The 22,890-nt window shown below is 46.8% G+C and carries 17 protein-coding genes and 2 pseudogenes; 13 read left to right on the top strand and 6 right to left on the bottom strand.

Annotated features, from left to right (window positions below; translation table 11 throughout):
- Positions 1–496: 496 nt before the first annotated feature.
- Positions 497–886 (top strand): annotated as a pseudogene (locus QUA44_RS23135) (transposase); the annotation flags it as partial.
- The gene (locus QUA44_RS23130) at positions 850–1,245 is read left to right on the top strand and encodes a ShlB/FhaC/HecB family hemolysin secretion/activation protein (RefSeq protein WP_333250671.1); all 396 of its coding nucleotides are present in this window, start codon (positions 850–852) and stop codon (positions 1,243–1,245) included. The pseudogene QUA44_RS23135 and the gene QUA44_RS23130, both read left to right, overlap by 37 nt.
- 594 nt (positions 1,246–1,839) lie before the next feature.
- On the opposite strand, the gene QUA44_RS23125 is transcribed toward QUA44_RS23130, so the two are convergent.
- From QUA44_RS23125 to QUA44_RS23110, 4 genes are all read right to left on the bottom strand, one after another.
- On the bottom strand, positions 1,840–4,653 hold the full coding sequence (locus QUA44_RS23125; protein ID WP_333250673.1) for a chloride channel protein: 2,814 nt from the start codon (positions 4,651–4,653) through the stop codon (positions 1,840–1,842).
- Between the two features lie 371 nt (positions 4,654–5,024).
- Positions 5,025–5,981: a GDSL-type esterase/lipase family protein gene (locus QUA44_RS23120; protein ID WP_333250674.1), complete on the bottom strand. Its 957-nt coding sequence runs from the start codon at positions 5,979–5,981 to the stop codon at positions 5,025–5,027.
- A 152-nt stretch (positions 5,982–6,133) separates the two neighbouring features.
- Complete coding sequence (locus QUA44_RS23115; RefSeq protein WP_333250676.1) at positions 6,134–7,429, bottom strand: TldD/PmbA family protein; 1,296 nt, start codon at positions 7,427–7,429, stop codon at positions 6,134–6,136.
- Positions 7,430–7,643: 214 nt separating this feature from the next.
- The gene (locus QUA44_RS23110) at positions 7,644–8,504 is read right to left on the bottom strand and encodes a Tab2/Atab2 family RNA-binding protein (RefSeq protein ID WP_333250678.1); all 861 of its coding nucleotides are present in this window, start codon (positions 8,502–8,504) and stop codon (positions 7,644–7,646) included.
- Between the two features lie 633 nt (positions 8,505–9,137).
- On the opposite strand from QUA44_RS23110, the gene QUA44_RS23105 reads away from it, so the two are divergent.
- The 4 genes from QUA44_RS23105 (at position 9,138) to QUA44_RS23090 (ending at position 13,265) form a co-directional block, all read left to right on the top strand.
- Positions 9,138–10,229 (top strand): calcium-binding protein, encoded by a 1,092-nt coding sequence (locus QUA44_RS23105; protein WP_333309945.1) that lies wholly within the window; start codon positions 9,138–9,140, stop codon positions 10,227–10,229.
- Between the two features lie 137 nt (positions 10,230–10,366).
- Positions 10,367–11,146 carry a nucleotidyltransferase domain-containing protein gene (locus QUA44_RS23100; protein ID WP_333250681.1) on the top strand — a complete coding sequence of 260 codons (780 nt, stop codon included), beginning with the start codon at positions 10,367–10,369 and terminating at the stop codon, positions 11,144–11,146.
- 97 nt (positions 11,147–11,243) lie between these two features.
- Positions 11,244–11,966, top strand: coding sequence for a pyridoxine 5'-phosphate synthase (locus QUA44_RS23095; protein ID WP_333250683.1), 723 nt, complete (start codon positions 11,244–11,246; stop codon positions 11,964–11,966).
- 552 nt (positions 11,967–12,518) lie between these two features.
- Positions 12,519–13,265, top strand: coding sequence for a hypothetical protein (locus tag QUA44_RS23090; RefSeq protein WP_333250685.1), 747 nt, complete (start codon positions 12,519–12,521; stop codon positions 13,263–13,265).
- A 218-nt stretch (positions 13,266–13,483) separates the two neighbouring features.
- Here the strand turns inward: QUA44_RS23090 and QUA44_RS23085 are convergent, their stop codons facing one another.
- On the bottom strand, positions 13,484–14,506 hold the full coding sequence (locus tag QUA44_RS23085) for a tetratricopeptide repeat protein (protein WP_333250687.1): 1,023 nt from the start codon (positions 14,504–14,506) through the stop codon (positions 13,484–13,486).
- Positions 14,507–14,857: 351 nt separating this feature from the next.
- On the bottom strand, positions 14,858–15,220 hold the full coding sequence (locus tag QUA44_RS23080) for a hypothetical protein (RefSeq protein WP_333250856.1): 363 nt from the start codon (positions 15,218–15,220) through the stop codon (positions 14,858–14,860).
- A gap of 405 nt (positions 15,221–15,625) precedes the next feature.
- Between QUA44_RS23080 and deoC the strand changes: the two genes are divergently transcribed.
- The 7 genes and pseudogenes from deoC to QUA44_RS23045 all read left to right on the top strand — a co-directional run bounded on the left by deoC (position 15,626) and on the right by QUA44_RS23045 (position 22,884).
- Positions 15,626–16,303, top strand: coding sequence for a deoxyribose-phosphate aldolase (deoC, locus tag QUA44_RS23075; RefSeq protein WP_333047301.1), 678 nt, complete (start codon positions 15,626–15,628; stop codon positions 16,301–16,303).
- A 155-nt stretch (positions 16,304–16,458) separates the two neighbouring features.
- Positions 16,459–16,680 (top strand): annotated as a pseudogene (locus QUA44_RS23070) (four helix bundle protein); the annotation flags it as partial.
- A gap of 617 nt (positions 16,681–17,297) precedes the next feature.
- The gene (gene recO, locus QUA44_RS23065; protein ID WP_333250691.1) at positions 17,298–18,173 is read left to right on the top strand and encodes a DNA repair protein RecO; all 876 of its coding nucleotides are present in this window, start codon (positions 17,298–17,300) and stop codon (positions 18,171–18,173) included.
- A gap of 231 nt (positions 18,174–18,404) precedes the next feature.
- Positions 18,405–19,976: an MFS transporter gene (locus tag QUA44_RS23060; RefSeq protein WP_333250693.1), complete on the top strand. Its 1,572-nt coding sequence runs from the start codon at positions 18,405–18,407 to the stop codon at positions 19,974–19,976.
- Positions 19,977–20,001: 25 nt separating this feature from the next.
- Complete coding sequence (locus tag QUA44_RS23055) at positions 20,002–21,228, top strand: glycosyltransferase family 4 protein (protein ID WP_333250695.1); 1,227 nt, start codon at positions 20,002–20,004, stop codon at positions 21,226–21,228.
- Positions 21,229–21,318: 90 nt separating this feature from the next.
- Positions 21,319–21,747, top strand: coding sequence for an NUDIX hydrolase (locus tag QUA44_RS23050; protein WP_333076522.1), 429 nt, complete (start codon positions 21,319–21,321; stop codon positions 21,745–21,747).
- Between the two features lie 225 nt (positions 21,748–21,972).
- Positions 21,973–22,884, top strand: a complete 912-nt coding sequence (locus QUA44_RS23045; protein WP_333250697.1) for an NAD(P)H-dependent glycerol-3-phosphate dehydrogenase — start codon at positions 21,973–21,975, stop codon at positions 22,882–22,884.
- Positions 22,885–22,890 lie beyond the last annotated feature (6 nt).

Below are 22,890 nucleotides of genomic sequence, written 5' to 3'. Positions count from 1 at the left end.
AATCTTCTCTTCATCCCTTGGGTTTGTCTTGGCAATTAGAATAACTCCTTCCCCTACTTATTGAGCCGATACCAAAAAGTTTTCCGTTGAAGTAGCGGCTTTAGTACAACAAGAATTGAGAGACCCCGAAGGGTCTTCTAGTTATAAAGAAGTTCATCTCTGGCTCTGGTTGATCAAGGAGATACCTAGTAGTTATCAAGCTGTATACTCCTTGGTCAAAGGGGAGTTAAAAAGTAAATTGAAAAGACAAAGACCCCGGATTAGTCAGCAAGAGCCAACGGCAATAAATGAATTCAAAAATCGCCTATTTGAGAGAATCAAAACCTTACTGGACAAAGCTCCTGGCCAAGGAAAAAATACAAAAAATTTATTTGTTGGTGTGAAAAAACTCGATTGGGACTACATACAATTCAGAGACGAAGGATCACACAGGAGAGGTGTAAAACCCGTAGGGAAACATCAATGGAAATTTAAATGTTTCTGACTTTACGGAGCAGTATCCCCCTCTACTGGAAGAAGTTTTTTTTGGAAGTTTTCCCATTTAGATAAAGTTTGTTTTCAAGCATATTTGGAACAATTGTCGCTTGAATATCCCGATGAATTGCCGATCATTCAAGTCGATAACGCTGGCAGCCATCTTTTAAGCACATCTGAATTGCCAGACAATATTATTTTACTATTTCAGCCTCCTCATTGTCCTGAAGTAAATCCAACAGAAAGAGTGTGGGAATACATCAAAGAATTTTTAGCTGGGCTAGTTTTTAGTAATCTTGACGAACTCCGCGTAAAAGTTCAGGAAATCTTAGCATCTTTAACGAATCATGTCATTGGTTTTCTGAGAGGATGGTCTTGGATTTTACATTCTTTATCTCTAGCACATCTTTAAAAAAATGGTATGAGACGCTGCTGCAGGTGCGATCGGATGTGAAATTGGCTGGGGCAGAGCTTTTGGCGATCGAACAATTCGGTATAGGAGGCTCAGACACATTGCGGGGCTACCGTCAGGATGCAATGCTTGCCGATAGCGGGATTTTTGATTCAGCCGAGTTGCGGTATCCGATGCAAGCGCACCAACGACAAACAAGGAGTTTTGCAGGTGACGCCGTTTGTGGATTTTGGCAATGTTTGGAATCCCAGGGAAAGCGCGGTTTTTGGAAGCGAATACTTTGCTGTCAGCGGGATTGCGGCTGCGGTGACTGTACGGCGAAAGGTGGAATGCTCGCGGATGCTGGGGAATTCCTTTGATTGATATTAAGTCGAGCAACAGGAGTTTACAAGAGCGCGGGCTGTATTTTTCTGTATAATTCACACCTTTTGAGGAAAGCAGTCGTTTGGCCCTTGGCGGAACTGAGCAATTCCGCTATATAGTAATAAGTATCATTTGGCACTCCTCTGTAGCTGCCAAGAGTGCATTTTACTGATAATCTTTAAATTAAACTATGTCTAAGGTGCGGTTGCTGCTTTTAAGTTCTTTTGCTTCCGGTTTTGGGCTTTGCTCAATCATTTTGGCGATGTTTACGATGAGTTCCAGGCTGTCCTTTACGTCTTTTTTTACATTTGTTTTAACTTTGGTGTTTTTTGGAATTAATATGGTTTTTGCTTTGCATTATTATACATCACTTACTAAGCAATTGAGTGTGAAAAATAAAAGGAAAGCGAGAATTTAGCGGTTGTGAAGCAGAAGCGGAAAAAGGCATGGAGACTTGTTTATGGAATTTGAAGGGAATCCAGGAAAACGCCTCTGGGTTAGGAAAACTATCTAGCTGTAAGCCATAATTATTTAAAGTCTAATTATTTAGGAGGTCTGCCTGGAAACAAGAGTGACATAGTATGAATTTGCTAAGAGGCCGATCGCACTAAAATGACTGTACAGTCGCACCCGCGCGCGACAGCTTCCGGGATATTCCCGTGAATTACCTGCTTCAGCAGCCCTTCACGGCTCGCTCCCAGGACGATCGCATCGCACTGATCGTTCTGAGCCAAATCAATTAAAGCATCAGAAACCGATTTAGCGCAAACCGAAGTCGCTATTATCGAACAGCTAACCCTGCGCTGGATAAACTCCGCCGCTTGCTTTAATTCTCCCCGATCTGGTTCTGCAACAGAAGGCTGATGAACCTGACACAATTTAATCTCCGGTACAGCACTCGCAGCCACCAAAGCAGGTAGCAGCCGCAAAGCCGCAGCTTGCTTGTAACTACCGCGAATAGGCACCAACCAACGGTGTAAACCCATCAGCGTGTGCAGCCCCAATTCTGGGGCTGGAATGTCTGAATTCGGCGGGGCAAATTCACTTTCAGGAATCGCTGATAAATCTGAGGAGCTCGCCAATGTGGGATTATCTGCACCATCAACTCCTTCGGCATTGAATTCCAATTCTAGAGACGCATACTTCCGCCCGCTAAAAGCGGCGGAAAACTCATTTTTCTTTCGTGTTGCTAATAGTTTTTCGCTCCATTTAACCAAAACAACCTCGCAGCCTGCTTGCCGAATTACGGTATCGACCACATCGCCAAAAATGCGTCCTTTTGTGGAAAATTCGCCTTGCCAGCCCATCAAAATCAAATCGATATGTCGCTCCTTAATCGTCTCCAAAATTGCGTTAGGTACGTCGTGAGCTACCCGTATTTGGGTGTGTACTGGCAAGTTCAAATTGCGAATTATTCGTTCGGCTTGTTGCAGCAGGCGGCGGCTTTTAGTTGTCCGCACTGCGCTTTCTGAGGGGGAACTGTTGCGCGGTACTAAGATGATTTGCAGGCATTCTAATTCGTAATTGCGATCGCGCGCAATGGCCGCCGCCAGCCGCAGCAAAGCCGGCGCTGTTTGCGGGTTGGAAAGCGGCACTAACAGCCGGCCGTTTCCGACTTGGGGAGCTTTGGTTTGATACACTACATAGGAAGGTTCTGGATGCGGGCCCTGGGTTGTTTCTCCGCTGAGGCGATCGGATTCAACTCGGATAATGTCGCTGCGGGTAATAATTCCCACCAAACGCCGGCCTTCTACGACCGGCAAGCGGCTGATATTGTAGTTGTTGAGCCTGTACAAAACCTCGCTTAAAGTATCGCTTGCTTTGACTGCGATCGGCTGTACAGTCATAAATTCTTTGAGCAGGGAGTTGCCGGACAAATTGCGATCGCTGGCATTTGCCAAATCGGTTTGACTGACAATTCCGACTAATTTGCCATCTTCAACTACTGGAAAGCCTCGGTGGTGCGATCGCGAAAAAGCCTGCATCACTTCATCGAAAGTCAGCAGACTCGAAAGAGTTTCAACTCGGCGCTGCATCACGTCATCTGCGTGCAAGTCGCTCAAAGTATTGCTGGCAGCTTTTGCCTTTGTCAGTTGAATGCCGTTAAACTCCAAAAGGCGATCGTAAAAAGAGCCACTGTCCACCTTTTCCGCCACCAAATAAGCAACTACAGAACAGATCATCAAAGGCAGCACTAATTTGAAATCCGCCGTAATTTCAAACACAATCACTACCGCAGTAATCGGCGCCCTAGAAACCGCGCAAAAAAACGCTCCCATTCCCGCCAAAGCGTAAGTTACCGGCAAACCGACACCCAGGGAATCTGCCTGCACAATTCCCACCATGTGACCGAGTGCAGAGCCCATAACTAGGGCAGGGGAAAACAATCCTCCCGGAGCTCCCGAAGCAGCGGAAATAATTGTCAGAAAAAAGTGAGCTATAAAGGCAATTAAACTTGTTATGCCGCTTGCTTCGCCTGTCAGCATAAACTCCCGTAAACCCGTATTATCGCGGAAAGTTGCTGGAAGAAAAGCTATTACTGAACCGCAGATTAGACCAGCTAGAGCCATTCGCACAGGCAAAGCTAATTTGAGCGATCGCCTGTTAAATTGCAAGCTAGCCATAATCCCTTTGGTGAACAAAGCTCCCAGCCACCCCGCTAAAACTCCTAATAGTATGTAAAACGGGATTTCCTGAGCATCAAAACTGGTTTGGTACGCGCGAAGGTTCAAACTTAAACTATCGCCGCCCAAAAGCTGCGAGACAACTGCACCGATAAATGAAGCGATAATTGCAGTCCCTAAAGTCAATCCCGAAACGTCGTGCAGCAGTTCTTCAACTACAAACAAAACTCCTGCAATGGGAGCATTGAAACCAGCCGCCAATCCTGCCGCAGCACCGCAAGCAATCAATTGTCGGCGGTAGTCTGGGGAAGTAGGCATCAAGTGACCTATCCAGCCAGCCAAAGATGCTCCTATTTGCACAGTAGGGCCTTGCCTGCCTAAAGTTAAACCGGAACCAACTGCTAAAATAGTCGTCATAAGTTTGGCCACAGCTACTCGCAAATCTAAGGAAAGATTGACTCCGCCGAGAGCAGCTTTGACGTGAGGAATGCCACTGCCGGCAGTTTCGGGAGCAAAACGCTCAACCAAGAAACCTGTCAGCAACCCGCCGCATAAACCGACGCTGGGGAGTAATATCCAAGCTGGGATTAATGTCGAGGTAGCAACTCGCCAACTGCCGAGCCATCCGACTCCTGACTTTAGCAAAACACCAGCCAGTCCGGCCACCAAGCCGATCAGACAAGCTTCAAAAATGGCTAGGCGTTTCGGCCGTAAAAAAAGTTGAGATTTGATGACCCTGGAAGGTTCCCTAAATTGTTTAGGGATAGTTATGTACGGCATAAATAGCGTAGATGACCTGAGAGTTGTCTGCTCGATCGCACTTTAGCAAAAAATCCTTCGATACTTACCAGAAATCTGCTGTAATTCCGATGCTATCGGATTTGATATCAATCTGCGATTTTTTTACCATAGCCTCCACCAGTGTTTTCAAATCCGGCACTTCTAAATCAGGCTAGCCGCAGGCAGGCAGTGTCGCCCCAAATCCTGTTTTCTCGTGTCTGCGATTTAGCCAACCAAATCTATCTCGCGACTTGACAGCAATTGTCTCAAAGCTGGCAGTATTCAGCTTTCCCAAGCTATCAGAGGGCCGTAGCAGTCAAAACTTACAAATTCAAATTGATTAAAATTTAACATCTTTCAGTGCTCCTATTCTACGGTTGATATTCAGCAAAAATTTCAATTTTTCCTACAATATTGCGATTAAATTCTGCCAATTCTTCGGCGGGAATCCAATACTCTTGGTGTACTGAACTGGCCACAGTTTGTACGGGATATTTTTTTAAGAATTCTGCCGCAACCCGAAAGCGCGTGACATAGCCGAAATATCCCGATGCTGCATCTCTTGTATTCCAATCTCTCGCGATTTGTATGGCATAGGCTTTGTGAAGTACGGGATAAAAAGTAGGCTGAAAGGATAAGCGTGGCGGAAATGCCATAAAATCGCTTTCTTTAATCAGTTCCATTTCTTTTTTGCCGACGGCTCGGAACAGCGTTACTGTCTCTTGATCTGATATATTGATATTTTTCAACCAAGCTTTCCAACCATCCCAATTGTGAACTATTTTAGCCAATTCAGCGTAACCGGCCGCACGGGGATGGGAAACGTCATTTTCGGTAAGTTCTTTATGCCAAATTTCCGAGTTTTGCAGCGGGGTGCAAACATCTAGATAAGGCACATTTAACTCGTTGCAAACTTGGGAAAACTGTTCGGATAAGTTGGCAATCCGCCTTGTGCGATCGGCATCAATAACTGGCGGTGGTCCTACCATTAATACTGGAAATATTTCTTTGGATGATGTGAGAATAGAGCGAGCATTTTCAATTGATTTTTCAACTTCTATGCGAATTTTTTCGTTTTCTAGGTAAGTGTCGTTGACGCCAAAAGAAAATACTATTCTGCCGTCGGCGTAGTGAGGTAAGCGGGTAGAAATTTCGTTGAACCAACGAGTTTCTATATCGGCACTGGTTTCTCCCCTTATTCCTAAATTGTAGTAGGTAATATCGTGTCCTTGTCCGCAAGCGGCAGCGCAAATCCGTCCTGTCCAACCGAGACATTTGGGATCGCAAGTACCGTTTACAAAAGAATCGCCGATAAAACAAATACGCATATTATGTGGATTGTTGATTGTTGACTGTTGACTGTTGACTGATGATTGATGACTGTTGACTGATGATTGATGAGAACTGACTACTAACAACTGACAACTGCCAACTGACTACTGCCAAATGACTACTAACAACTGCCAACTGCCAACTGACTTTAATTCTTACCGATGACGGACAATCCCTCTACAATTACAGATGGTGTGTGGCAAGAACCGTTCCACTCGGAGTCTCCTCCCAATTCTACTAATTGTTTGAGGACGTTGTAGACGTTCCCAGCTACCATTGTGTCTTTGATTCTGCCGACTATTTGACCTTTTTTGACTCGGTAGCCGAGATCGACGTTAATTGAAAAATCGCCGGAAATTCCAGCACTGCCGCCAAGCATTTGATCGACTACAATTCCGTCGTCTAATTGAGCGATTAAATCGATTAACGATCGCTCTCCTGGTTTAATCAAAACATTGAACAAACTCGGCGTCGGATAGCTGCCCAAACCCGGGCGAAATCCGTTGCCGGTGGTGCCGCTCCCCAAGGCTCGACCGGTGGTGCGATCGGTATAAAATAGCTGCAACACTCCATTGTTGATAAAGACGATCGCCCGAGTGGGAGTACCTTCGTCATCAAAGGGACAGCTATAGGGCCCGATATCCGGCTGCTGCGAGAGGGTTACAAGGGGCGATGTCACTTGTTGGCCTAGTCGATCGTTCCAAGGCGAAGCGCCTTCGAGTACCTGTTTGCCGTTCAACGCCGCACAGACAGTCCCCCAAAGCAAATCGGCGGCTTTGGCTGTAAATAGCACCGGCACGCGCCCGGTGGCGGGAGCAACATTATCTTTCGCCCATTCTAAACGCTGCAAAACCCGCTTGGCGCTGGTGTTTAAGTCGAGAGTCCCGCGTTCGGTTTCGCCTTCCCAAATGTTGAGGAAATCCTCGCCCCGCACTAATTCTGCTGATAAGTAACCGCTGAGGGTGGTGTCGGTGTGACTGGAATCCAAACCTCTGGTGTTCACCAAGCGGGTGCTCTCGATTTCGCAGTCGAGTTCGGCGGTGCAGAGGCTTTCGGGATAGGCTTGGCGGACGATCGCGATCGCCTCTTTGCCCCAGTTTACTAGCTGTTCGGCTGGCACCGACACTCCGCGATCGGGATAAACAACTTTCTCACCGGTGCCGAGTTCGATGGTTTCCGGTTCGTTTAGTTGCGAAAGCGCGATCGCCCTGTCCACCAAAATTTGCAGTTCCACAGGCCCGTAGGCCACCGCCAAACCCGGCCGCCCATCCCGCCACAGCCGCAGTGCAATGCCTTCTGCTTGGGCGGTTTCTAGCTGTTTGAGGCGGTTCGCTTCAAAAAAGACCGGCCGTGAGAGCGATTGCGATTCCAATACCTCAGCAGCTTCTGCACCTGCTTTGGTGGCTAGTTCTAACAGTTGTTCTGCTGATTGCTGATTGGTCATTGTTGTCGGTGGTAGTTGACAGTTGACAGTTGACAGTTGACAGTTGGTAGTTGGTAGTTGGTAGTTGGCGGTTGGTAGTTGGCAGTTGTCAGTTGACAGTTGTCAGTTGTCATTGGAAGCAATTACCGATTACCAATTACCGATTACCAATTACCGATTACCAATTACCATTTTTTTGCGATCGATGCCAGAGCGGTTATTGCCCCGCTCGCGACTAAATAGTTAGTTCGTGCAGCAGCCAAAATCCTGCAAAAGATTCCGATTCGGGATTCGACTGAATTGCTAAGAAATGTACTTTTTTTGCTTGCTTTTTAGCGGCTTCAAATCCTTTCGCTTCTCTCTCCGTTGCGGCGTCTCTGAGATTAGCTAAAATCCAGCGATCGTTAGCTCCCGTATCTAATACCAGCCTAGCGGGCGGGCCGCTGTCAAATTTGATAAAAGCCAACTCCAAACCCGACATCCAACCTGCCAGGGCTGTTGCTCTCGATGAGTAGATCATGAGTCCCGGAATTTGCGTTTCCGGGTCGAGGCCTGTCATCGGCAACCCGAAAGCTTCGCCAAATCCGATATCCCACTCGGACATTTCGTCAAAAGCTGCGATCGGCAAACTCACAAACGCCCATTTTTCGCCGATTAAAGCATCCGGCAGCGCAACTGGCGTTTCGGGTATAAATTGAACGGTCGGGTTCACAACCGGTTGATAGCCCGGTTCGGCGGGATAAACGTCTTGCATCCGTTCTTCCAGCCACAGGCTGAGGGCGAGGGTGCGGCGGCTGCAGGCGGCGGGAATGTCCAAATCCTCGCAGGCTTTAGTAATCATGTTCGCCATTTGGCGGCGGAAAAAGCGGATTTTTTCAGGTCGTTTCGGTGCTGCGGCGATCGCATCTTTAATTGCATCCGCCAGCCACAGGGAATTCACGGTAGAACTGGAGCAGAATTGCGAGTAGCGAAACAGAGATTCGGCCTTGTCGCCTACATTCAGCGGGCTTTCGCAGATCAACACTTCCCATTTTTTTTTCTCTCGCTCGTCTATGATTGGACGGCTGTAAAAGTCGAGTTCCCAAATAGTAGCCATGCCGCGCTGTTAAAAATTAATCCTTTCTCATGTTACCGGACAGCGGGCAAGTTTCTCATAATGATGATTGAAAACTGATTTTCAATGCCTGTGCCGCTGCACCCTGTTTCCCGATCAACCGCAGCACCACCAATTTTTAAACCAAATGCTATAAAAAGGCATCAACTCTCCCCTAGCTTCATCATTTGGATTGCTCTACTAGAAAACAGAGATCGACTTCAATTTAACATCTCCACATTTTCTCCTCTACCGACTCATACAATCTCCGTTCATCCGCGTTCATCTGCCTTCATCGGCAGTTAAAAATCATCTAGATATAATTTAAATAAAAGCTGAAGTTCCTCAATTTAAAAATTTCGTAAAATAAGGGTTTCTATTATAGCTTTTTTTGTAAATTAGTCAAAAGACCGTTTGTCAAACTTACAGATTTAAGCTTATACCACCTTTGTCAAAAGACAAAGTGTAAAACTTATTGAAACAGTCATAAATTATCGAAATTACGGAACATAAGTAAATATCAAAAATTTCTGATGTAGTTTAAATAAGCAAACCTACTTTCAAGGATAGGCAAGTCAAATGGCAAGTAAAATAGAATCAAATTCAGGAATCATCAGAGCTTCACATATCGGGAATATGATTCCTAACGATCTGCGGAAAATCATCGACAGCCAAGCCGGGGAAAGCAACTTCACAGGTGCTAATTACCTCACCCTTACCCCGGAACCAAAGGTAGTGACACCCAGCGGTCAGGCTGTAGGCGCAGATATCGATCTAAACAAGATTGCCAAGCACGTTGACAGCACGGCCAAGTCCGAATTAGCCGCAGACATCATTGAAATTCCAGATGTTTTGCTGGGCAATTCTGCACAATCAGGATTCACCGATTATTTCAGTTTTGAGAGTATTAACAATATCCCCATTACTCTTAAAGTCAACGACTTGAACGAGGCAAATGTTATTAGCGATGACAACAAGCTTAAAAGCTTGTCCGACATAATTAGTCGCGCTTCTTTAGGAGCTAAAGAAAGTCGCTTTTTTGATGCAGATGATGCTGATAACCTCATAGAAATTACACCAGAAGATGCACGGCAATTAGGAGGGCTCCGTGCTTGGGGCGGCAACGATCAAATTATCGGCACTCAGGGCAACGATACCGCTAACGGCAATGCAGGTAACGATACAGTGGTTGGCGCTCGCGGCGACGATATGCTGAAGGGCGCACAAGGCAACGATTTGCTCGACGGGGGTGAGGGGGACGATATAATTATGGGCAATCAAGGAGACGACTACCTATTAGGCGGAGCGGGAAATGACGTAATCCGAGGTGGAGCGGGCATTGATGTACTGATTGGAAATGCGGGCAATGATATCTTGATCGGCGATAGTGGTGCTGACTTCTTAATGGGGGGAGAAGGTGCCGATCAATTTATTTTGCGCGGCGATACATTTACCGCTGGTGCTGCTTTTGCCGATCGCATTCTCGACTTCAACCCCAGCCAAGGCGACATCATCAAAATTGCCTACTACAAAGGCACCCAAGGCATGGATGACATCAGTTTCGCTGCCGTTGATGTCAACAAAGACGGTATTGGGGATACTGCTATCCTCTGTTCCTGCGGTGACATTGTGGGTGTTATCATCAGTACAGACCCCTCAACAATCAACCTCAGAAGCTCAATCTTCATGGCCGGGCCTCAAGACACAACTCTCAGCAACATCGGATAGCACTTTTAATAGTTAATAGCAAGCGGTTAGCAGCAATAGCTGCTAGCCGCTTGTGCGGCCGATTTTATTGGCGCTTTGCTTAAACTGCTTTTAGAGAATTGGCGCTACAATCAAAACCAACTGTATAGTTTGATTCCATGAGACCAATCATTCTGGAAAAGATTGTTTTAACCTTACAAACTTTAGATTTTGTTCTCGCTTTATGGCAAGGAGGTTCAGCAGCCCACGGATACACCGACGAGTGGTCAGACCTCGATATTGCGGTTGTGGTTGAAGATAACTGCGTGGAAGAAACATTTGAGATTGTGGAAAAAGCCCTCGCAGAAATTGGCGAAATCGAACTCAAATATCGAGTTCCCGAACCCGCTTGGCACGGTCAGTCGCAGTGCTTCTGGCGGCTCAAAGAATCCCCGCCCTTTTTGCTAATTGATTTCGCCGTTTTCCGGCGCAGCAGCCGCAACGAATTTCTGGAAATAGAGAGACACGGGAAAGTGCCGATCGCCTTTGACAAAGCTAATCTAATTGTACCGCCTCATTTGGATACAAACAAGCATTTTTCCAAAATGCGCTTCAGATTCAACGAAATTAAAATCCGTTTTGATTTGCTGCAACCTCTGGTAAAAAAAGAGATTTATCGCGGACATTTAGTAGATGCGATCGGCAACTATCACAATTGGACACTTCTACCATTAGTCGAACTGCTGGGCATGATTTACCGTCCGCACAGATACGACTTTGAACTAAAATATTTTAGCCGAGACTTTCCGCCCGAAATAGTTGATCGCATCGCACCGCTTTTCTGCATTACCAATCTACAAGATTTAGCAGCAAAACACCAAACAGCAGAGGCGATTTTTGCCGAAACCTTACCGATTGCAGAAAAGCTGATTCAAAACCATCAAAATCAACCCCATTAACAGCCGCCCAAAAAACCAATCCGCCTGCATCAGCGTTCATTAGCGTTCATCAGCGGTTAAAATTAAAAATCAACAAACATCCGCAACTTCCAATCCCATGACTAAACTCAGCGTTAACATCAACAGAATCGCCCTCCTCAGAAACTCTCGAAACATCGGCATCCCCAGCGTTACCGAAGCCGCAAAAACAGTCATCGCCGCCGGAGCCCACGGCGTTACAGTCCATCCCCGCCCCGACGAAAGACACATCAAAGCTGCCGATGTTTACGACTTAGCCAAAATGCTAACCGTCGAGTTCAACATCGAAGGAAATCCGTTTCAGCCGCCATTTATGGATATAGTTTGCGATGTCAAACCGGCTCAGTGTACCTTAGTCCCGGACGCTCCCGACGTGCTAACATCCGATAGCGGTTGGAATATTCCCGAAAATCGCGATCGGCTATTACCAATTATTGAAAAATTAAAAGACAAAGGCATCAGAGTCAGCTTGTTTATGGATGCAGATGCTGCTCTCATGCCACTAGCAAAAGAAGTTGGAGCCGATCGCGTAGAACTCTACACAGAACCCTATGCAACTGCTTTTCGCGAAGGTAGAGTAGAATTTGTTTTTCAACAATATGTCTTAGCAGCTAAAGCCGCTCAATCAGTAGGTTTGGGAGTGAATGCCGGACATGATTTAAATTTGCAAAACTTAGCTAAATTTTGCTCGATTCCTGATATAATAGAAGTATCGATCGGTCATGCTTTAATTGCGGAAGCATTAGAAATGGGCTTGTCCAACACAGTACAAGCTTACCTGAAAATTCTGTCAGGTTCGTAGTACAAATTAACCTCGTGTGGGAGGGCGGGTTTTGCAGTGGTAAACTCGTTTGTAGTAGAAAAATCAACTAAATCCGCCCCTACAAACCCTACAGGATCGGGACACGCAAAAAGTGGTTTGACACGCTACGAATAAGGTAAGATGCGGTGTTGATCGCCTTACATAAATTAGCCGATCGTCCAAAACTAGGCAAAAGTAGAGGCCGTCACCCAGTGCGGGTACTAGCGGTTTTCTGGTAGCAAGGCAGATCCCGCAGCGAAGACACCGCATTTTTTTACCAAGCTCCTCGGAAAAAGCTTTGATTTTCCTTGACCAAATTACTAATATTATTGATGTTATTATGCGTAGGGAGTATGATTGAAATCTCCCGACAAACTCAGGCTACTTAGCTCCCGCACTGCCAATCTGCTACTATCAGGTTTTGTGCAAGTACGGGATATTTATGTGTATCCTCTATGCTGCTGTAGCCGATCGCCAGATTTAATCCGGTGAAAACAGGCAAACACAAGTAACCATATACAACTCCTTACCCCCCTCCCTCGGAAGTGCGACATGAAAAAACTAATTTTACTGACTGGAATGCTACTCATGATGACGGCAAAATCAGTATTTGCCAGCCCAGTAGCCCCCAAAATTGGGCCGAGCGAGCTGATGGCTGCCTCGGAAATTACAGAAACCCTTAACAAACCCGTTACCTCTGGATCAGTTTCAAACCTCGAACCGATCAAGCGAATGTCAACCTCGGAAATCCGAGAAACCATCAACCAACCCACCACCTATATTTTTGAAGGCGTCAAAGGGCGAGAACTCACTCTCTCCCTGTGGGCAGGACAACTGACAGCCGAACTGTACAGTCCCAATGGTGAAAATATGGGGGTTATTGAAAAAGCAGACAATCAGTGGATTGGTCAGTTGCCAGAGTCAGGCATCTACCGCGTGCGAGTCACCCCGAAAGGTGAAACCAGCAGCTTCGTAATCGGACGCGACTTTAGCGCCAAGTGGACTTATCGGCCCGATCGCGCAATTCCCATAGCATTCAAGGAAAAACAAGCCACAGTCAAACTCAAAATGTCCGGCTACCAAATCCAGCCGATCACGGTTCAAGGCAAGCAGGGACAGACAATTAGGGTCACAGCTAGCACCAAAAATCTAGATCTGGCGATCGAATCTCCGTCGGGATCACTGCTGGATCAAGGCGAAGGTCAAACTTTTGCTCAACTTCCCGAGTCCGGCATCTACCGGATAATCGTAGTTGCCAAAAGGCCGGTCAAGCCCTCAATCCGAGTTTCTGTGCAATAGCAAAGATTGCACAAATACTCTTGAGGGCGATCGAATTTCCGTCGTCCAAGTACAAAAGCTCGCCTGATCGGCGAGCTGTTTTTTGTGTATAGAAACCGCCACATCGGTAAGGACAGAAATAAGCTCATGAATAGATCCCTGACCCTTGTAGCATCAACGGTTTGATGCCCGTCTAAAAACTGTCAACTGTCAACTGTCAACTGTCAACTCCTATAACATCAACCTTGGATCAGCGCTTCAAAACGTTCTTGTTTCCAAATACAGCTTAAATCCGAGTCAGCTAAAGCTAGCTCTCGGTATAAATTAGGGATCAACTCAACAGCCCGCTGCAAATTGTCAAGGGCAAAATCAGCAAATCCCAGTAGCGCATAACAGCAAGCTTTATTGTAAAAAGCGTTAGCAAAATCAGGATTAATTTCTAAGACTGTTTCGTAGCAAGCAATCGCCTCAGAGTAGCAGCCTTTTCGCGCCAATTCCACACCCCGGTTGTACCAAATCAAATAATCTTCAAAGGGACGCTCAGATGTGGGAGTAAACTTGCCATTTCTCTGATTTAAACCTACTAATTTCTCCAAAGCAACCCTGCGTTCGCCCACAGCTTCGGCTCTGCCCGGTTGTAGAGCGATCGATCGGCTAAAACTAGCCACTGCTTGTTTGTAAAGTCCCATTGAGTTGGCTGCTATACCGCGATTGTACCAAGCCCTCGCGTCGTCTGGGTTAAACTCGATCGCCCGGTCAAAACTGTTGAGCGCCTGATAGTAAAGCTTGAGTTCCAACAAGGCATTACCTCGGTTGTACCACGCCCAAGCAGCCTCCGGATACAAATTTAAAGAGCGATCAAAACTCCGAACCGCCTTCTCGTAAAGCCCCATATCGATCAGTGTCAGTCCCCGGTTGTGCCAAATACTCGCCGCGCACGGACTGAACTCCAGAGCCCGTTCAAAACTGTTGAGAGCCTCCAACCAGCGGCCCAACTTTCCTAAAGCAATAGCCCGGTTGTGCCAGCCAAAGCTCGCATTCGGCTCCACCACCAAGGCCTCATCAAAACTCTTCAGCGCCTCTAAGTGCCGTTCTAATTTCCCCAGAGCCATACCTCGGCCGAACCAAGCCTTATAATGATCTGATTGCAACTTCAAAGCTCTGTTAAAGTTCGCCAGAGCACCATGATCATCGTTAGCTTCGAGGTGACGCGAGCCCAGATGGTAATACCAAGCCGCTTCCAAGTTTTGAATTAAGTTCATAATATTTTGTATCTATCTTAGGGATGATTCTACATGAAACCATAGGTGGAGTAAAACTGTAATTCCACTAAAAATCTGAAAAATTTGATACAGGGCGATCGCCCGTACAGACTACCCGTAACAACCTCAACAATTTGCGGTCGAAACTAACTATTTTCCTCTGGTAAAAAGCTCTTTTAGCTAACCGCACTCATCGTTTTTTAGAGCGGCTGCGAATCTTAACTCTGCGTGAATCACGCAACTCTTACCGCATCCCGAATTAGGTTTGCAGTTACACAAAGAGTCCTAGGGCGCCCCAAGTCTAACTGCAAATCTCATAGTGCGAATAGCTTCTACTTCTGCTTGCCCAACTCAAGCAACCACAACCGCTGTTTTAGCATTCTCGCTCAACAGCAACTGGCCTGTGGCATCAATACTAAAATCTTTCCCCAGCATAAAACCCTTGCCCATCAACCGCTGGCAAACAACCAGCGCAGTAATTCGGCGAATTTCTTCCATCACGTCAGCAGGAATCAAATAACTCAAACTCCAGATCACGGACTCGCAGTCATACCAAATCAAACGCTCAATACTGACAATCATCAAAGCAGCTACACTGTCAACAGACAGCCGCCCTCTGAGATCCGCAATCAAATCCTTACCAATTAAGCTATTGCGACTCATCATCGCTCTAGCCATCTTCCCAATTTCTTGTTCGAGTTCTAAATGATTCATGCTTGGCACTGGCTTTTATGTTTTTAAAGCACTACTAAAAGTAAAAACAGTAGCCGCTACCAGGCTCTGCCATAGCGTAGCTGACGCAGGCTCTACCGTAACTCCTTTTAACAAAGTATACCTAAAGAAAGATCAAAAATGTATCTAAAGGGAGATACCAAAATATTATTTTTTAAGACAAATTGGTAAACTAATTTCCACAAGAGTTGTTACGAGCAGCAAATTGAGTATTTATACTTACTAGAACCCGGAGTAAAGTCAATCGATTTTAGATTTTAGATTGAAGAATTGGAGAAAGCGACCTCACGGAGGAATGCGGGGGGTTGTACCCTGGCTGCTTTCGGTCGAAGATTTGGTAAATTCGCTACATAATAAGGAAGTAATCACTTCGGAGAAAAAACAGCAATGGCTGCAAACCAGGCAGACATCGATATTGCCCCCTTGATCGACTACGGCCTGATCGACCCCACCGCTACGCCAGAGCAAGTAGAAAACTGTTGCCAACAAGCAGAGAGATTTGGTTTTGTCACAGTTTGCGTGTATCCCGCCTACGTCAGACAAGCAGTTGAGCTGCTGCACGGCAAACGTCCCAAAGTCTGTACAGTTATAGGTTTTCCCACCGGTGCTTCGACTTCAACGGTGAAAGTTTACGAAGCTCTAGAAGCTGCCGATAATGGAGCCGTAGAGTTAGATGTCTCCGTTAACTTAGGATTGTTGAAAGCTGGAAGAATCGACGAATTCCACCGGGAATTAGCCCAAATTTGCGAAGAAACTAATCTCACCATCAAAGCAATTATTGAAAGTTCGCTCCTTTCCGATGCCGAAAAACAATTAGCGGCTGAGATTTGTATGGAAGCTGGTGTGGCTTATATCAAAACCAACACTGGCTTTTTTGGCCCGGCGAAAGTTGACGATGTGCGACTGCTGAAGGAAGTTACGAAGGGACGGATTGGGATTAAAGCAGCCGGCGGAATTCGTACTCATGAACAAGCTTTAGATTTGGTAGTAGCTGGGGCAACTCGTTTGGGGACTTCTCGCGGCCCAGAATTACTCCGCCAGCGCGATAATTTAGACAATCGTTGACAGTTGACAGTTGACGGTTGACAGTTGACAGTTGACGGTTGACGGTTGACAGTTGACAGTTGACGGTTGACAGTTGACTGTTGGCTGTTAACTGTTGACTTGTATTCATTGGTCATTAATCAATTGTTGACCATCAATTGTTTAAAGGAGTTAATATGGAGAACTTCCAACAGCTACAAGTTTATCAATTAGCCGAAAAAATATCAAGCGAAATATGGTTTATTGTTAAAAAATGGGACTACTTTACGCAGGATACGATGGGCAAACAAATCGTGAGATCGGCTGATAGTGTTGGTGCTAATATTTCCGAAGGACATGGACGCCATAGTTATCAAGATAATCAGCGTTTCGGAAAAATTGCCAGAGGTTCATTAAACTAAACTAGACACTGGTTAAGACTTGCCTATGCTCGTAATACCAATTTAATGTGAAGTTGCACATATCTCGATCCCCCTAAATCCCCCTTAAGAAGGGGGACTTTGAGAAGACTCCTGTCCCCCCCCTTATTAAGGGGGGCTAGGGGGGATCGGATTCTATGCAGCCTCATAAAAAATTGGTATAAGCTGTTCGGCATTTAAAGGAGGATAGTAGGGTGCGGAGCGTACATAAGCGTTTCCCATGTATAGTCAGTGTTCGCTTCGGGACGCACCTTACCTGGATCGTTAATGGTTTAAATGCTCCACAGCTTAATCTTTTAACTCAAGAACAGAGCGATCGATTGCATCCGTTATTGAATGAACTTTCACCACAACTTAATGCCTATCTTAACTTACTAAAACAAAAAGCTAAAGGTTAACAGCCAACAGTCAATCGATTTTAGATTTTAGATTTTAGATTGAAGCATTGACCCCACGGATAAATTCGGGGGGCAAGTTTCTCGGATACAGGTTTTTTATTTCTCCACGGATGAATCCGGGGGCTTGTATCCTGGATGCTGTCGGTCAACAGTCAACAGTCAACAGTCAACCGTCAACCGTCAACCGTCAACTAACAAATGATTAGAACTTACAAAGCAACTGGAATCAATCTCAAGAGTGCGCCCATCGGCGAATCCGATCGCGTGCTGACAGTTTTGACGCGGGAATTCGGCTTAATTCGAGCTGTAGCACCGGGTGTTCGCAAACAACGATCGACCATTGGCGGTAGAAGCGAATTATTTGTCGTTAACGAATTGCTAATTGCCAAAGGCCGATCGCTCGATAAAATTACCCAAGCCGACACGGTACAATCCCATCCGGGTTTGAGCCGCAACCTCGGGAAACTAGCAGCCGCGCAATATCTGGCCGAATTGGCGATCGCCAGCGCCCTTTCCGATGAGCCCCAAGAAGACCTGTTTTGGTTGCTGGGCGAACATTTGAGCCGTTTGGAGCGTTTGTCCGATCGCACAGAAATCCAATCCGCCGCCGTGCTTGTCGCCCACCTCGCCCACGGCATTTTTCACTTGCTAGCCTTAGCCGGCCTCGCGCCCCAAGTCCAAGTCTGCTGCGCCACCAGACACCCGCTCATCCCAAATTTCACCGATCCGAACTGGCAAACCGGGTTTAGTATACCCTCTGGGGGAACCTTCAGCTTGTCCGAGCTAGCTAACCTAGAGGCAGAACTCTCTTCAGAAATCGGTAGCTTGTACAAATCCGCCTCCCGTTCCCGCCAAACGAATAGCAGCAAACACTTGACAAATTTCGAGATTAATGCTAAGGAATTAGCAGCGCTGCAACAGTTGGCTAGTCCAGAACTAGGAGAGGGGATTGCCGATCGAACAACTTGGGTATCAGTAGAAAATATTTTGCGGCAATATGCCCAGTATCATTTAGGTTGCACGATTCGCTCGGGAAGCTCGATCGATACCTACTTAGAGAGTTTTGAGTTTTAAATTTTGACTGTTGACTTAAAGAGGTGAAGGAACGATCGAACATCGCACCCCCAGCCTGCCGGATACCCGAACCAGCGGGCCATTTCAGGTAAATTCTCAAGATTGTTGCGACATCAGATAATAGATAGAGATAAAGTTACGAGATTATTAATAAACTTAGGGGTTAACACCTCAATTTCAAATTCCCATCCCCCCAACCTCCACCATCCCAGGCGAGCCACCCCAAATCCTATGATGCGACTGTCCGATTCTGATTTGACAATATCTGTTTTAGCTGTTACCGACCACAAAATGGAAGAACGAGAAAATTTTCCCGATTTTCGCTCGGAACCCGTCTTGGCAGATCGACAATGGAGCAACGTCCCAGACCCAGAAATGGATAAATATCCCACAACGCCAGAAACAGAGTCAAGCAACGGCAAAAGCCAAGAACCCGAAGCAATCGGGCCGCTGGCAACAGCAGACCCAGCAGCCGGGAACTCGGAAGCATTAGCCGAAATTCCCGAAAAAGAAACGGGATTTCTGCCAGTGCTCAAAAACCCAAATTTTCTAGCATTGTGGAGTGGGCAAGTTTTCTCCCAACTAGCAGATAAAGTTTATCTCGTACTGACGATCGCCCTCGTAGCCAGCCGCTTTCAAGCCCCAGATCAAACCATCAGCAGATGGGTATCAGCAATCATGATCGCCTTTACCATACCCGCAGTGCTGTTCGGGGCCGCCGCGGGGGTGTATGTCGATCGGTGGTCGAAAAAAGCAGTGCTCGTAGCCACAAACCTGCTGCGGGGAGCCTTGGTTTTAACATTGCCCGTGCTGCTGTGGCTCTCTGACGGGTGGGAACTCGGTCAACTGCCGCTCGGATTCTGCTTGCTGCTGCTAGTGACATTCCTCGTTTCGACTCTAACTCAATTTTTCGCCCCAGCAGAACAGTCAGTGATTCCCCTAATTGTGGAACGCCGCCACCTGCTATCGGCAAACTCCCTCTACACCACAACCATGATGGGGTCGGTGATTATTGGCTTCGCAGTCGGAGAGCCCTTACTAGCTTTAGCCGACAACCTATTTACCAACCTGGGCGGCGGAATCGGAATCGGCAAAGAATTAGTAGTAGGCGGAAGTTACGCCTTTGCCGGAGTGCTGTTGCTGTCGATGAAAACAGGCGAAAAAAACGATGCCGAACACGAAGCGCCACACCCCCTAGCAGATTTAAAAGACGGGCTGCGTTACATCAACGACCAACCAAAAGTCCGCAATGCTTTAATTCAACTAATTATTCTATTTTCCATTTTTGCAGCCTTGGCAGTTCTAGCAGTTCGGCTGGCAGAAATCCTCCCCGGTATGAAAGCATCACAATTTGGCTTTTTACTGGCTGCGGTGGGCGTTGGCATGGCAGTTGGGGCGACGACAGTCGGCTATCTCGGCCACAAATTTTCTCATTCCCAACTGAGTTTAATCGGATCGATCGGCATGGCACTTGCTCTGCTGGGCCTTTCTGCATTTACACACCATTTGTGGCTCTCGGTGCTGTTCATTAGCCTGTTGGGTTTATTTGCCTCATTGGTGGGAGTGCCGATGCAGACTACAATTCAAGCAGAAACCCCAGAAGAAATGCGGGGAAAAGTCTTCGGGCTGCAAAACAATGCCACTAATATCGCTTTGAGTTTACCGTTGGCTTTGGCTGGGGTAGCCGAAACATTTCTGGGCTTGCCGACAGTATTTTTGGGTTTAGCAGGATTAGCGATGGCTGGGGGTGTCTTAACCTGGTATATTTTCCGTAGCAGTAATAGCAAAGTCGATCGAATCTAAAAATAACAAACTCTGATTTACTTGAATGCACATCGCTTGGCTAGGAAAAAAATCACCTTTTTGCGGTAACGTCACTTACTCCAGGGAAGTCACCAACGCACTATTAGACCGGGGATACCAGGTTAGTTTCCTGCACTTTGCCCAAGAAGCGGGCCCACTGGACAGGAACAATACGGGGTGGAGCATGGCAAATGGTTCGTGGGGAAAAGCAATTGCTCAAACCTCATATACCACTTCGCTCTCGCCCGCGAGTTGCAACGAAGTGTCTTTACCCTGTCACTACAAATCGCAAATTTATACGATTCCCACTCTCAAGTCCCGCACAGTGCTGATGAAATCTCTGCGGCGGCTCAAACCTGATGTTGTTCACGCTTCCCTGACGCTTTCGCCTCTAGACTTTTTGCTGCCGGAAATTTGCCAGGAATTGAATTTGCCTCTAGTGGCGACTTTTCACCCGCCGTTCGATCGCAAATTGCGAAATTTGACATCGGGAACCCAACACCTGATGTATCAACTGTACGCTCCGTTTTTGGCGAACTACGACTCGACGATCGTTTTTTCTCAGATTCAGCGGGATATATTGGTCAAGTTGGGAGTGCCGCAGGAACGGGTAGCCGTGATTCCCAACGGTGTGGATGCAGTTAAATATTCGCCCGGGCCTTCGGAGTTGAAGTCGGAATTAAAAGCAGATCGAATTTTTGTTTACCAAGGCCGCATTGCCCCGGAGAAAAATGTCGAAGCCCTGCTCAAGGCCTGGAAACAGTGCAATTTTGCCCCTGGGAACGTATTGGCGATCGTAGGCGACGGGCCCCTAGCCGCCTCGCTGCAACTGTCTTACGGCGAAGAGGATGGCATTGTGTGGCTCGGATTTGTCGCTGAGGAGGAACGCCGGATCGAAATTCTGCGGGGTGCAGACGTATTTATTTTGCCTTCTTTGGTGGAGGGACTGTCGCTGTCGTTGCTGGAGGCGATGGCTTGCGGTTTAGCTTGTTTGGCAACCGATGCCGGTGCTGACGGCGAGGCCTTGGAGGAAGGGGCGGGGATAGTTTTGAACACTCAGCGGGTACGGAGTCAGTTACAAACCTTGCTGCCGCTGTTTTGCGATCATCCTGAGTTGGGAATGCTGCTTGGTCAAAAAGCACGCCAACGGGCGATCGAGCGGTACACTCTCAGTCAGAATATTACTGAGTTGGAAAAGCTGTACTCTGAGGTTTTGCAAAAGCAGCGCGTACCACTTCGCGGTTTAGCATGATTCAGCAGGAAGAAGGAACTCCGAACCAGTTGAAATTAATCCGTGTATCCGTGTCAAAATCCGTGTCCTGCCTTCCTTCTTCCTTCGCAAATGACTTACAAAAATCCCGCTCCTACAGTTGATATTATCATCGAGTTAGCCGATCGCCCGCATCGGCCGATCATACTCATCGAACGCCGCAATATTCCCTACGGCTGGGCAATTCCCGGCGGTTTTGTCGATTACGGGGAAGCGGTAGAAACGGCGGCAAAACGCGAAGCTTTAGAAGAAACAAGTTTGAATGTAGAATTAATTGAGCAATTTTACGTTTATTCCGACCCAAATCGCGACGCCCGCGAACACACTATCAGTATTGTATTTTTGGCTTCTGCAACGGGGGAACCTCAAGCTGCCGACGATGCTAAAAATTTACAGATTTTTGAATCTTGGCAGATTCCCCATCAATTATGTTTCGATCACGATCGCATTTTACGAGATTATTGGCGTTACCGTCATTATGGATTGCGTCCGCGTTTGTAGGAGGGGAGTTTTTGTTTCGTTCATCTCACATATTGCACCAATGTCACGAACAGGCAAGATGCCTGTTCCACAAAAAAAATTCAATCTTCTTGTGGAACGGGCTTCTAGCCCGTCACGAACAGGCAAGATGCCTGTTCCACAAAAAAAATTCAATCTTCTTGTGGAACGGGCTTCTAGCCCGTTCTTGAGAATGGTGTAACATCTGAGTTCATTAAACTAAATTCTATGGCAAGCTTGACAATATTAGGCGGAGGTGCTTGGGGTTCGGCCTTGGCAAATCTGGGAGGCAAAAAAGGCGATCGAGTTAATTGGTGGTCGCGTAGCAGTTCTTTTAGTCTAGAATCAGTTATAACTGGTGCGGATGTTGTTGTTTCGGCAGTTTCGATGAAAGGGGTGGGCGCAACAGTCGATCGGCTGCTGGCGTTAGAGTTAAGTCCCGGTACAATTATAGTTACTGTCACCAAAGGTTTAGATCCCGCGAGTACGCGCACTCCGTCTCAAATTTGGCAAAATGCCTTTCCTAACAATTCAATAGTCGTACTTTCCGGCCCCAATCTTTCCGAGGAAATTCAGCAGGGGTTGCCGGCTGCAACGGTAGCGGCAAGTTTGGATTTAGCGGCGGCCAAGCAAGTGCAAAATATTTACAGTTCCGATATTTTTCGGGTTTATGTGAATGAAGACCCGCTGGGGACTGAGTTAGGTGGAACTTTGAAAAATGTATTTGCGATCGCCGCTGGTGTTTGCGACGGTTTACAATTAGGAACTAATGCTAAATCTGCTTTGCTGACTCGCGCTTTGCCGGAAATGATTCGGGTGGGAGTTCGTTTGGGAGCTCGCGCAGAAACTTTTTACGGTTTGTCAGGTTTGGGAGATTTACTCGCTACTTGCAACAGTCCTTTATCGCGCAATTATCGGGTTGGTTTCGGATTGGCTAAAGGCAAATCTTTGGAGCAAATTTTGCACGAATTGCAGAGCACTGCTGAGGGAGTAAATACTACCAATGTGTTGATTGATTTGGCTAATCGACGCGAGATAGAAGTTCCCGTTTCCCGTCAAGTTTACCGCTTGTTGAATGGGGAAATTACTCCCGAACAAGCAGTTTTGTCGCTGATGGAACGCACTTTGAAACCGGAGTAATATCAA

It is taken from the genome of Microcoleus sp. N9_A2 (assembly GCF_036701775.1).
GTDB lineage: Bacteria > Cyanobacteriota > Cyanobacteriia > Cyanobacteriales > Microcoleaceae > Microcoleus.
The sequence above is the reverse complement of the archived record's forward strand: the minus strand, read 5'-3'. Positions and strand labels throughout refer to the sequence as shown.

Coding starts and splice junctions, on each gene's coding strand:
- QUA44_RS23085 (WP_333250687.1), bottom strand. CDS start 14,506: ATGAACTTAATTCAAAACTTGGAAGCGGCTTGGTATTACCATCTGGGC.
- QUA44_RS23050 (WP_333076522.1), top strand. CDS start 21,319: ATGACTTACAAAAATCCCGCTCCTACAGTTGATATTATCATCGAGTTA.
- QUA44_RS23060 (WP_333250693.1), top strand. CDS start 18,405: ATGATGCGACTGTCCGATTCTGATTTGACAATATCTGTTTTAGCTGTT.
- QUA44_RS23120 (WP_333250674.1), bottom strand. CDS start 5,981: ATGCGTATTTGTTTTATCGGCGATTCTTTTGTAAACGGTACTTGCGAT.
- QUA44_RS23090 (WP_333250685.1), top strand. CDS start 12,519: ATGAAAAAACTAATTTTACTGACTGGAATGCTACTCATGATGACGGCA.
- QUA44_RS23045 (WP_333250697.1), top strand. CDS start 21,973: ATGGCAAGCTTGACAATATTAGGCGGAGGTGCTTGGGGTTCGGCCTTG.
- QUA44_RS23115 (WP_333250676.1), bottom strand. CDS start 7,429: ATGACCAATCAGCAATCAGCAGAACAACTGTTAGAACTAGCCACCAAA.
- QUA44_RS23080 (WP_333250856.1), bottom strand. CDS start 15,220: ATGAATCATTTAGAACTCGAACAAGAAATTGGGAAGATGGCTAGAGCG.
- QUA44_RS23105 (WP_333309945.1), top strand. CDS start 9,138: ATGATTCCTAACGATCTGCGGAAAATCATCGACAGCCAAGCCGGGGAA.
- QUA44_RS23095 (WP_333250683.1), top strand. CDS start 11,244: ATGACTAAACTCAGCGTTAACATCAACAGAATCGCCCTCCTCAGAAAC.
- deoC (WP_333047301.1), top strand. CDS start 15,626: ATGGCTGCAAACCAGGCAGACATCGATATTGCCCCCTTGATCGACTAC.
- QUA44_RS23125 (WP_333250673.1), bottom strand. CDS start 4,653: ATGCCGTACATAACTATCCCTAAACAATTTAGGGAACCTTCCAGGGTC.
- QUA44_RS23100 (WP_333250681.1), top strand. CDS start 10,367: ATGAGACCAATCATTCTGGAAAAGATTGTTTTAACCTTACAAACTTTA.
- QUA44_RS23110 (WP_333250678.1), bottom strand. CDS start 8,504: ATGGCTACTATTTGGGAACTCGACTTTTACAGCCGTCCAATCATAGAC.
- QUA44_RS23055 (WP_333250695.1), top strand. CDS start 20,002: ATGCACATCGCTTGGCTAGGAAAAAAATCACCTTTTTGCGGTAACGTC.
- recO (WP_333250691.1), top strand. CDS start 17,298: ATGATTAGAACTTACAAAGCAACTGGAATCAATCTCAAGAGTGCGCCC.